Source organism: Undibacterium sp. GW821-FHT11B02, assembly GCF_058808955.1.
This window is the reverse complement of sequence record NZ_JBXASD010000004.1, coordinates 15,905-27,460: the sequence shown is the minus strand read 5'-3', so window position 1 is coordinate 27,460 and position 11,556 is coordinate 15,905. Positions and strand designations below refer to the sequence as shown.

The following is an 11,556-nucleotide window of genomic DNA, read 5'->3' as shown; positions in this document are numbered from 1 at the left end:
TGGCTTCGTCCTACCCAGTTTCCGTGGCGCTGTTGGTCGAAAAAGGTGAAATTCCGTGGATTGGTGATGCGCCCATTAAACTTGACGGGGCTTTCCTGTCGCTGAATAAACTTGGTTCACGAAGGACATCGTATCCGCACTATCGATCATGAACTGGTTTATGCATAACATGCACATGAGTGCGGCGACCGCGAGAATGCAGTGGCAGATAGCCGCTGTTAGACGTTGAGCACGTCGACTATTTTTTGGGGGGAGGTGGGCTCTGGCACCGCAGTTCACCCGATCAACTGGTGACCACTTGCGAATGCGCCAGAGCCCTATGCTTTTGGCTTACTTCCAGCAGGCTGACTTGTCCTTGGCGTCAAACGAATTGCCAGGCATGGGTTCCAGCGGAATGAACGAATTGCGATTTTGGGATTGTTTACGCAATGTCTCTGAATAGGCGCCAAGCGCTTTGTTCATCGTATGTAGCCGGTCAATCGGCTTCACCTGTTGCAATGGCAGTGTGACGACACCTGATTTGTATACCTCGGCATTGCTATAGGCTGTTCCGCTGACGATGGTACCGATCAGTATCGCCTTTAAATCTGCCGCACTGAAGCCCTGCGCATTTTTACCACCAACCACATCAGGCGGTAACAGCTCGCGGTTGACTATCCAGCCATCTTCTTTGCTTGCCACGGCATTGCCAAAGTTGATCAGTTCGTCAACCGTGTTGTTGAGTGCGACATAATCACGCAAGGGTAATGGCTTGTCACCCGTACCGGTTTCCTGGACATGGCTGGCCAGATGAGGGCCTGCCGCACAAGAGTTGCCGAAGGAAAGCTTAATGCCATCACCTGTATTAATCATGTAGGTGCCCCGGTCTGTACCGCCAGGTGGTGATGGCGCTTCATCACCGCAGTAGGTCGCATGTGATGAGGTATCTTGTAGCACATGAAGAAAAAGTCCGATGCGTGCGATCTGAACAGGGACGGGCACGGGAACCGGATCCTTCCAAAGTGTGCCGGTAGTCTTTTGTTTATCATCAAGATAAGCACCAAGTTTTTCGTAATAATCCGAGCTGCCCGTATTCGTATCGTAGTTCAAAACTTTCTTGCCCGCCGGTACATTCAGCGCGATTCCTTTGTCGCTCTTCATGATCACTGGGACAGTACCGCTGATATTCATGCCTGTCAGGCAATCAAGACCGTTGGATGAAGTGAGCCCGACAGTGCAAAGCAGACCCGGGTCGCGCGTCGGTAACAGTGCCCATGCTCGCATGTTTGCCAGCGTCTTCTGATAGGTATCATCAATACGTACAGGATAACCAGGCTGCGGATAATGCAGGGGGTACAGCGACTGTACACCGCCAGCGCCATGCACATCGGTGCCATAGCCGTTTGGAGAGAAAGACACGACATAGTGATCAAGAGGACCATCGGTTTGCGCATTCGTCCGTACGAAACCGTTAAAGCTGGTGCTGATGTAATTTTTCCCCGAGTTCTGCGCAGATGCCTGGACCCCACATTGATCAATCGGTATGTACTGGCCGTAGTCAGTCACCTCGTCGTAGGCGGCAATCCAATAGGCAACGTCGGTGCGAAAGCCAAGCGCCTGCGCGATGAAGTAGGTGGCGTCGGCATGGATCATGCTGCGGCCCGGCTTGATGGTTGCAAAATCAATCAGTTGCACCGGGCAGGAGCGATTTGGTGAAACTGCCGATGGACAGGTAGGTTTGATGCACCAGCTAAGCGGCTCCTTTTCCGTTTTTCGGGGCAGACAAATATCTTCCAGGAACGCATGAGCGGGAGCTGGTCCGAGCAGCAGGCAAAAAGAAATGGATAGAATTGGCAGGCGCATAATTTAACTCATTCAATGTTGTTAAATGGTTGGGAAGGGATTGCAACACGCTGTAAGCATCTGTACGAACAAAGATCGCCTTGCTCAACCGGAATTGGCATTTTGCTTTACCGTTTCCAGAATGAGCAAAGTAAGCCTCTCTGCCGTAGTTCATTTAGTTTCACGTTTGAGGCTAACAGTAGCACATTGTAGGTATGTTGATGTATTTTTTACATGCAATATGTGCAATTTTCCAACAGCGAGTACATCCTCTTGAATTGCGACGGACCATGGATGTTGAGAATGCTATCGCGTGACGATCATTGACGTGTCTGGCGCATTGCACGCCACACGGCTATCAGGGTAAATCTACCTGGCGTACTGTTTCATGTTCAGTTGCAATAAAAGATTCCAGCGACGCCACCAGATTTTTGAGTGCAGGTTTGCCGATGGCTTGCTCAAGATGCTGATATTGCTGATCAATCAGCGCCACCATCTGGCGCATGATCTTGATGCCGTGCGGCGTCAGCCTGACCATGACGCGGCGCTGGTCTTCGGGCATACGCTGGCGACTGATCAAATCCATCTCTTCCATGCGCGCCAGCATACCAGCCATGCTGGAACTCAGCATCAGACACATATCGCAGATTTCTCTCGGTTCCAGCTGGGCATGTTCATCGAGCACGCGCATGATGCGCCACTGTTGTTCAGTCAGGCCAAAGTGATGCAGGATGGGGCGGAAATGGGCCATCAGACTGTCACGTGCTTTCAAAAACAGTTGCGGTAAGTTATGGCTGAACACTTGTTGTTTCATGAGGGCACCTGACTGCGCTGGTTGTGTTGGTTGCGCTGGTTGTTCTGATAAGCCTGAATTATACAGCTTGACTTACTCACATGTTAGTGAAATAATTACTCATATGTTAGTGATATATTTTTTACCGCACGCCATCAGCATCCCTGGGTTAGACAACAGCAGGGGTGTGCAGCCATGATCGTACGTGACCGTCCATCCGGGTTTAGCCTGTTCCTGATCGCGCGCGGGTCTATCCTGCCGCGTATACGCTTTGCACTAGTGATTAATATTCTGGTAGCAACGCTGGTCACCTGGTCGCATGGGGATTTGTTCAGACTGAAGATCACGTTGACGACGATACCGTTCAGCTTGATCGGTCTGCCATTGGCAATTTTTTTGGGGTTTCGCAATACCGCAGCCTATGACCGCTATTGGGAAGGGCGCAAGCTGTGGGGCGAGCTGGTGCTGCGCAGCCGCAATTTTGCCCGCCAGTGTCAAAGCCTGATCGGTGGTGCAGAACCTGCCGTAGCCAGCCTGGGCCTGGCCGATATAAGGGTACGCATGGTGTACCGTGCCATTGCCTTTTCACATGCCTTGCGCCAGCAATTGCGTGATTTGCATCAGCCAGAAGAGTTGCGCGCCTACCTGCTGGCCGATGAATGGCAAAAAATCAGTCAGGCAAACAATCCCTCTGCCTTGCTGATGCTGCATATGGGCCTGGATCTGGGAACCTGCCTGCGCGAAAAAAGAATTGATGAATGTCTGGCTGCCGCTATTGATGCCAGCATGAGTACACTGACCGGTGCCGCAGCAGCTTGTGAACGTATCAAGAGTACCCCCATCCCTTTCTCATACACCCTTCTATTGCACAGGACAGCATACATTTATTGTTTCCTGCTGCCCTTTGGCCTGGTTGATTCCATCGGTTTCATGACACCGTTTGTGGTGGCGATTGTTGCTTATACCTTCTTTGGTCTGGATGCATTGGGGGATGAAATAGAGGAGCCCTTTGGCCTTGAATCAAATGATCTGCCACTTGACGCCATTTGCCGGACCATAGAAATCAATTTGCGTGAATCATTGCAAGATACCAGTTTGCCGCCTGTGCTGGCACCGGTCAATTTTTGCCTGACCTGACCTGACCTAACCTGACCTGACCTGAGCTGAGCTGGGCTGCTATAGCAGAACATTAATTCCATTACCAATCATTAACCTACAGGTGCACCATGAACGAACAAATCCAGGCACGCATACGCAACCCCCAACTGCTTGAGCGCGTCACCAGCGCCAGCCAGGCGGCGTCCTTGGTCAAGGACGGCATGACCATAGGTATGAGCGGATTTACCCGCGCAGGCGACGCAAAAAGGGTGCCCATGGCCCTGGCTGAAAGAGCCAAAACTGAAAAACTCAACATCACCCTGATGACGGGTGCGTCATTGGGCAGCGATGTCGACAAGACCCTGACACAGGCCGGTGTGCTGACGCGGCGCATGCCTTTTCAGGCAGACCCGGTGCTTAGGGCTGCCATCAATGCAGGTGAAGTCATGTTCATTGACCAGCATTTGTCTGAAACAGTAGAACTGTTGCGCACCAGGCAAATTGCCGGTATCGACATCGCCATCATCGAAGCTGCAGCCATCACCGAAAGCGGTGCTATCGTGCCGACCACTTCTGTCGGCAACAGCGCCAGCTTTGCCATCCTGGCCAAGCAAGTGATTATTGAACTGAACATGGCCCAGGCAGCCGAGCTGGAAGGACTGCATGATATTTTCATCCCCAGACAACGCCCGCTGCGTGAACCCATGCCACTGATGTCAGCCAGTGATCGCATAGGCACTACCTGCATACAGATACCGCCAGAAAAAATCGTCGCCATCGTCATTACTGATCAGGCCGATAGCCCATCCACGATACTTCCACCAGATGCAGAGACGGCGCTTATCGCCAGCCATCTGGTCAGCTTTTTCGCAAATGAAGTGGAACAAGGCCGGCTGGGCAATAACCTGCTTCCCATCCAGGCTGGCATAGGTACCATCGCCAATGCCGTCATGACAGGCTTTATTGATAGTCCTTTCGAGCATCTCAGCATGTATTCTGAAGTCTTGCAGGATTCAACTTTTGATCTGTTCGATGCAGGCAAGCTGGATTTTGCATCTGGTTCATCCATCACTTTGTCAGCAAAAAAATATGACCAGGTGTTTAGCCACTTTCAGCGCTATAAAGACAGGCTGGTATTGCGCCCGCAAGAGGTCAGCAATCATCCTGAAATCATACGCCGCCTGGGCATCATCGCCATCAACACTGCGCTGGAAGCCGACATCTATGGCAATGTCAATTCCACCCATGTCATGGGCACACACATGATGAATGGCATTGGCGGCTCGGGCGATTTTGCCCGCAATGCCTATCTGGCGGTGTTTGCCACCAAATCCCTGGTCAAGGGCGGCAAGATATCCAGCATCGTGCCTATGGTGTCGCATGTTGATCATACAGAACATGATGTCGATATCCTTGTCACAGAAATTGGCCTGGCCGACTTGCGCGGCCTGGCACCGCGTGAGCGCGCACAAGTTATTATCAATAATTGCGTCGCTGAACCTTATCGCCACATGCTGCAAGATTACCTGACCCGTGCTACCACCCGTGGCGGCCATACTCCGCATGTGCTGGAAGAAGCATTGTCATGGCATGTGCGGTATAAGAACACGGGGTCCATGCTGGAACAGGAAGGGGAGTAAAGAGCAAAGCGAATAGTGGTTATACAGACATTGACGGTTATCATTCCTTCGAATGGCGGTTTTCATAATTGCGCGGGCCGGCTGGGCACAGCAGAATGCAAGCTCAAATAGAGCTGTCTGGAACGCATTTCATAAATAGGGATGAGTGCGAGCAAGCTGATTCGGGATGCGTGAGAATGATGTGATCCTGGTCAAATACAGCCCAAATGACACAAATGGCCTGCCAGGATATTTCCTGACAGGCCATGATGTTGACAACTGAATGGAGGGTTTAATCTACCAGGGTAATAAATTCAGCACGTGGACGACGTACTTTTTTCAGGTTTTGCAGCCAGTCACCTTCGGTTGCGCGATAGCCCAGCGGCAGGATCACGACCGAACGCAAACCTCTTTCGCGCAGCTTCAATATTTCATCGACTTTGGTCGGGTCAAAACCTTCCATCGGTGTGCTGTCGACTTCTTCATAGGCTGCAGCAATCAGTGCTGATCCCAGGCCGATGTAGGCTTGACGGGCAGCGTGCTGGAAATTGGTTTCGGCATCACGTTTTGGGTAACTGGCCAATAACATTTGACGGTAGTTTTCCCATCCTTCGTTTTTGATGCCACGTTCTTCATTGACCAGGTCGAACATATGGTTGATACGTTCTTCGGTGTAGTTGTCCCATGCAGCGAAAACCAGCAGGTGGGAACAGTCGGTGACTTGTGCCTGATTCCATGCATGCGGTTTGATCGCTTCACGCACAGCTGGATTGGTGACCACGATTACTTCATAGGGTTGCAAGCCGCTGGAACTGGCAGTCAGGCGCACAGCTTCCAGGATACGGTCAACCTTATCTTGAGGAACGACCTTGGTCGGTTCCATTTTTTTGGTGGCATAACGCCATTCGAGTTTACTTAGCAATTCGGACATGAGGTTTTACTTTCAGGGTAATGATTTGAAACTCGCTTCAGCAATGAAATTGAGCTTTGCGCATTATATGTGGAGTTGCCTGAGCGCGTTTCAAGCGACTATTTTGTATGATCTGACAAATTGACACCACTGTGTACCGTGTTGCCATGCGCCTTGTCAGTCATCACTCTGATTGTTTTAGTTGGGGCGCATCAAAGAATTGGTTTGATTATTGGCTGTTGTTGTAATGCTATGAAACAAAAATAGTGAATAAATAGTAGTCTCATTCTATGTCTGTCATCTCTTCTCGTTGGAGTCAAATGCACCATGACCAAAAAACTATTTAACAATAAATTGGCGAAAGCTGCGACATTCAACCGGACCAGACGCAATTTGATGTTGGGCATGACGGCACTGTATGGTGCACCAGCGCTGGTCATGGCACAGAACAAACAGTCACAAAAAACCGCCAACACGCTTTGGTACAAACAACCGGCCTCTCGCTGGGAAGAAGCTTTACCGCTTGGTAATGGCCGCCTGGGGGCTATGGTATTTGGCCGTGTGGCGCAAGAACGCCTGCAACTCAATGAAGATACCTTGTGGGCGGGTTCGCCCTATACGCCAGACAATCCTGATGCCCTGGCTGCATTGCCAGAAGTACGGCGCCTGATTACAGAAGCTAAATACAAGGAAGCGACAGAACTCGCTGGTGCCCACATGATGGCCAAGCCACTCTGGCAAATGGCCTATGGCACTCTGGGTGATGTTTTGCTGACCTTTGACGGTGCGGAAAAACCCAGTCAGTATGAGCGTCAACTTGATCTTGCCACGGCGGTCAACAGTACTTCATACCGGGCAGCCAATGGCGAATTTTTGCGTGAAGTTTTCTCCTCTGCTGTGGATCAGGTTATCGTTGTGCATATGCAGGCCCAACAAGGCAAGCTGGGTTTCGAACTGGCTTACCGCAGCCCCCGCAAAGCGAAATACCAATCGCCTGATTACGCCGGGGAAGATGGCTCAACAAAAGTCGCATCAGTTGATTGGAATATGAAGGAAGAGCCTGGTGCATTGACCGCAGGCTGCACCATTGTTGCAGATGGCAAAGACGCCATCCTGATCACCGGCAAGAATGAGCCTGGTGCTGACGGTAAATCTGGCTTGCGTTATGCCTTACGTATCAAGGTACTTACTGATGGCAAGTCCAGCCTGGCAAACGGCGTGTTGAAAATCAGCGAAGCACGGACCGTGACCTTGCTGATGGCGGCCGCTACCAGCTATGTCAATTATCATGACACCAGCGGCGACCCGGTGAGCATTGTCAGGCGTCAGACCGAAAACGCCGCTACAAAAAGCTATGAGGTGCTCAAGCATGACCACATCCGTGATCATCAGGCGCTGTTCAACAATATGTCACTGGACCTTGGCAGCACAACACAGTCAGAGCAAGCAACCGATATTCGAATTGCGGCTGCCGAAACGACACCAGATCCGGCATTGTCTGCGCTGTATGTTCAGTATGCACGTTACCTGATGATTTCTTCGTCCCGCCCCGGCACTCAGCCCGCCAATCTACAAGGGATCTGGAACGAAGGCACCAATCCTCCCTGGGGCAGCAAATACACCATCAACATCAACACACAGATGAACTACTGGCCGGCAGACCCGGCTGGGCTCAGCAGCTGTGTCGAGCCGCTGTTACGCATGGTGGAAGACCTGGCGGTCACCGGTGCCAAAACCGCCAGGACCATGTACAACGCCCGCGGCTGGGTTGCCCATCATAATACTGATTTATGGCGCGCCACAGCGCCTATCGATGGCCCGCGCTGGGGCTTGTGGCCTTGTGGTGGTGCATGGCTATGCAATACGCTGTGGGATCACTATGACTATACTGGCGACGCCACGGTGCTGGCTCGCCTCTACCCTGTCATGCGTGGTGCGGCAGAGTTTTTTCTCGATACGCTGATAGCAGACCCGCAAGGACGTGGCCTGATCACTTCACCATCCTTGTCCCCAGAAAACCAGCATCCCTTTGGTACATCAGTGTGTGCAGGTCCTGCGATGGATCGCCAAATCGTGCGTGACCTGTTTAAAAATACACTGGAAGCGGGCCGCCTGGTGAAACAAGATACTGCATTGTTAGAACGTATAACCCAGACCCTGCCACAAATCGCCCCTGATCAGATTGGCAGAGCGGGGCAACTGCAAGAATGGCTGGATGACTGGGATACACAGGCACCCGATCAACACCATCGTCACGTTTCCCATCTGTATGCCGTTTATCCCAGCAGCCAGATCAATGTGCGTGACACGCCAGAGTTATTACAAGCTGCAAAAAACAGCCTGCGCCAGCGCGGTGATCTGGCCACTGGCTGGGGCACGGCATGGCGTATCTGTCTGTGGGCACGCATGGGCGACGGCGACCACGCGCACAGCATACTAAAGGCATTGACTGGCCCCAAGCGCACTTATCCCAATATGTTTGACGCCCACCCACCATTTCAAATCGATGGTAATTTTGGTGGCGCAGCCGGTATCATGGAAATGCTGCTCCAGTCCTGGGGTGGTGAAGTATTCCTGCTTCCAGCCTTGCCATCGGCCTGGCCATCAGGTGAAGTCAAAGGCTTGCACGCACGGGGCGGGTTCAGCATAGATATGCAATGGCGAAACGGCAAGCTGGTGTCAGCCACGATACAAGGGCAGGCAGGAAAGACTGTGCACTTGAACTACCGGGGCACGAAGATGGAAGTCAGCTTGGATGCAAAAGGTATTCACCGTTTGAAACTACCGGTGGAAATAGCGTAACAAATGCTGGTATTTGCTGGTATTTACCCTGTAACTTCATCGCGTCAGTTCTGCAAGAAAAGCCGCAGAGCTGACATTTGTTCCTGACCAATCAAGCCTTGTCAGCAGGCACCTTCCAAAACCGCACCGCCAATGCTGCCAGCGCTGTCGCAGTTGCCAGGCTCGTCACACCAATCCAGCCCCATTGTGCCAGCAGGGCGCTGCCCAGTGTGGCACCTGCTGCCATGCCGATGAACATACCAACAAACAGCACCGCATTCAGGCGGCTACGTGCACCAGGGTCTATGCCATAGACGATGGTTTGATGCGCGATCAGCGATGTTTGTACACCCAGGTCAAAGCCAACGGTACCTATGCCTAGCAACCACAGTTGCGCAGCGGGCGACAATAATGGACTCAGGCTCATTGCCGCAAAAGACACAGCGGTCAGGCCCGCACCAAGTTTTGTCACTACACCCGGCCCGCGCTTGTCAGCAAGGTGGCCTGCCATGGGGGCGGCCAGGGCACCCACCGCACCTGCCAATCCAAAAGCGCCCGCCACAGCGCTGCCCATGTGAAACGGTTCTGCATGCAGCATCACCGCCAGTGTGGACCAAAAAGCGCTAAAGCCCATCGCCAATAAACCCTGTGCCAGTGCAGCTCGACGCAGTGTGCCATGGCGGCGCAACAAATCCAGCAACGAACCCAGCAAAGCGCGATAGCTCAAAGTAGTGGTCGGTACAAAATGTGGCAACCCGCGCCAGATGGCGACAGCTATCATTGAAACGCCAACAGCTGCCAGCACAAACATCGTACGCCAGCCAAAATGTTCTGCCACAAAGCCACTGACCACGCGTGACAGCAAGATGCCCATCAACAGGCCAGTCATTACCGTGCCCACCACCTTGCCGCGCCGTGATTCATGCGCCAGCGTGGCGGCAGCAGGTACAATATCCTGCGCCATGGTCGCTGTCAGACCGATAGCCAGGCTGGCAACCAGCAAAATGCTCAATGACTGCGCCAAGGCTGCGGCAATCAACGATGCCACCAGCAAACCGGCCTTGATAAGAATGATGCTGCGGCGGTTGTACTTGTCACCAAGCGGCGCCAGCAACAAAATTCCCAGCGCATAGCCCAATTGGGTTAGCGTAGGCACAAAACCGATATTCAGGTCACTGACACCTATGTCCGTCGCAAGTATGCCAAGCATGGGCTGGCTGTAATACAACGACGCCACCGACAAGCCAGCACCACTGGCCAGCAACAGCACCAGTGAAGAAGAAGGCTGCTGGTGCGCCGCAGTGGTGCCAGCCGATGCTTGAGAGGCCTGGGATGCCAGGGCAGGGGCCGGTTGGCCTAATGTGCTCTGGTTATGCGAATTATGAATGGAAGACATGGCTAATTCCTTGGTATTTGCTGATGCTGACTGATCTTTTTTGATTGAAACCAGTGTATTGCAGCGCAAAATAAAGCGGTAGTAGCATGGCTTGCAGATTTGTTATACATTAAGCGTATGACCAAAGCCAAGACGCTCCGAACTGACAATGTCGCCACAGCAGCCCTCATGACAGGGGTGGGTGACCGCATAGAATTGATGCAGACCTTCGTTCGCATCGTTGAGGCGGGCAATCTTTCTGCCGCTGCCGTCCAGTTGGGCACGACCCAACCGACGGTCAGCCGCCGCCTGCAGTCGCTGGAACAGTTTCTGGGGGTGCGCCTGTTAAATCGCTCTACCCACAGCATGCGCCTGACTTCAGATGGTGAAAGGTGCTATGAACATGCCAGAAACCTGCTGGTGAACTGGGCCACCCTGGAGTCAGATATACGCGGTACCAATGAAGAACCAGAAGGCGTGCTGCGGGTAGTGGCACCGCACGCCTTTGGTCAGGAACGTCTGATCAAACCCCTGGCAGATTACCTCAAGCGTTATCCGCGCGTGTCTGTTGAATGGCTGCTGCATGACGACACGTCACTGCAAGACTTTATTTCAGCAGGCATAGATTGCGCCATCCAGATAGGTGAAGTAGCCGACCCCAATCTGGTCGCCATCAAACTGGCCGAAGTACCACGCATCGTTGTTGCCACACCATCCTTGCTGGCAGGCAGGCCGCTACCGCAACAAGCCATTGATCTGGCCGGTTTGCCTTGGCTATCACTGCGCACGTTTTACCGCAATGAAGTATTTCTGCATCACGTGCAAACGGGTGAAATCCAGCGCCTGGCCTTCACACCCCGCATGAGCACCGACAACCTCTACGCCCTGCGCACAGCCACACTGGAGGGCCTGGGGGTGGCAATAGGTTCAGCCTGGATATTGGCAGACGACCTGGCCACAGGCCGCCTGGTACAACTGACGCCACAATGGCAGGCAGCACCTTTACCTGTGAGCATGGTTTATCCCTACGCAAAATTTTATCCAGCGCGCTTGCGGCGGTTTATTGAAGTGATACGGGCGGCGGTGCCGACTACTTTGCATGTGTGAGAGGCGCAGAGAATATAAAATCGCTGCAGGCGCTGGTTTTGAATGTCTGATC

The 11,556-nt window shown here is 52.7% G+C and carries 8 protein-coding genes; 4 read left to right on the top strand and 4 right to left on the bottom strand.

Annotated features, from left to right (window positions below; genetic code table 11):
- Positions 1-330: 330 nt before the first annotated feature.
- Together AC1RVX_RS09075 and hpaR are read right to left on the bottom strand one after the other, a co-directional pair.
- The gene (locus AC1RVX_RS09075; protein ID WP_493216262.1) at positions 331-1,842 is read right to left on the bottom strand and encodes a hypothetical protein; all 1,512 of its coding nucleotides are present in this window, start codon (positions 1,840-1,842) and stop codon (positions 331-333) included.
- Positions 1,843-2,179: 337 nt separating this feature from the next.
- Positions 2,180-2,635, bottom strand: a complete 456-nt coding sequence (gene hpaR, locus AC1RVX_RS09070; RefSeq protein ID WP_493216261.1) for a homoprotocatechuate degradation operon regulator HpaR — start codon at positions 2,633-2,635, stop codon at positions 2,180-2,182.
- A gap of 174 nt (positions 2,636-2,809) precedes the next feature.
- On the opposite strand from hpaR, the gene AC1RVX_RS09065 reads away from it, so the two are divergent.
- Both AC1RVX_RS09065 and scpC read left to right on the top strand, forming a co-directional pair.
- Positions 2,810-3,751: a bestrophin family protein gene (locus AC1RVX_RS09065; RefSeq protein ID WP_493216260.1), complete on the top strand. Its 942-nt coding sequence runs from the start codon at positions 2,810-2,812 to the stop codon at positions 3,749-3,751.
- Positions 3,752-3,840: 89 nt separating this feature from the next.
- A complete protein-coding gene (scpC, locus tag AC1RVX_RS09060; RefSeq protein WP_493216259.1) occupies positions 3,841-5,352 on the top strand; it encodes a succinyl-CoA:acetate CoA-transferase ScpC in 1,512 nt (503 codons plus the stop codon).
- A gap of 271 nt (positions 5,353-5,623) precedes the next feature.
- Here scpC and AC1RVX_RS09055 read toward each other — a convergent pair whose 3' ends face one another.
- Positions 5,624-6,262 carry an NAD(P)H-dependent oxidoreductase gene (locus AC1RVX_RS09055; protein WP_493216258.1) on the bottom strand — a complete coding sequence of 213 codons (639 nt, stop codon included), beginning with the start codon at positions 6,260-6,262 and terminating at the stop codon, positions 5,624-5,626.
- Positions 6,263-6,568: 306 nt separating this feature from the next.
- Between AC1RVX_RS09055 and AC1RVX_RS09050 the strand changes: the two genes are divergently transcribed.
- Positions 6,569-9,043: a glycoside hydrolase family 95 protein gene (locus AC1RVX_RS09050; RefSeq protein WP_493216257.1), complete on the top strand. Its 2,475-nt coding sequence runs from the start codon at positions 6,569-6,571 to the stop codon at positions 9,041-9,043.
- Positions 9,044-9,134: 91 nt separating this feature from the next.
- Here AC1RVX_RS09050 and AC1RVX_RS09045 read toward each other — a convergent pair whose 3' ends face one another.
- Positions 9,135-10,418, bottom strand: coding sequence for an MFS transporter (locus tag AC1RVX_RS09045; RefSeq protein WP_493216256.1), 1,284 nt, complete (start codon positions 10,416-10,418; stop codon positions 9,135-9,137).
- Positions 10,419-10,535: 117 nt separating this feature from the next.
- Between AC1RVX_RS09045 and AC1RVX_RS09040 the strand changes: the two genes are divergently transcribed.
- Entirely contained in the window at positions 10,536-11,504 is a 969-nt protein-coding gene (locus tag AC1RVX_RS09040) for a LysR family transcriptional regulator (protein WP_493216255.1), read from the top strand.
- The last annotated feature ends 52 nt before the right edge of the window (positions 11,505-11,556 follow it).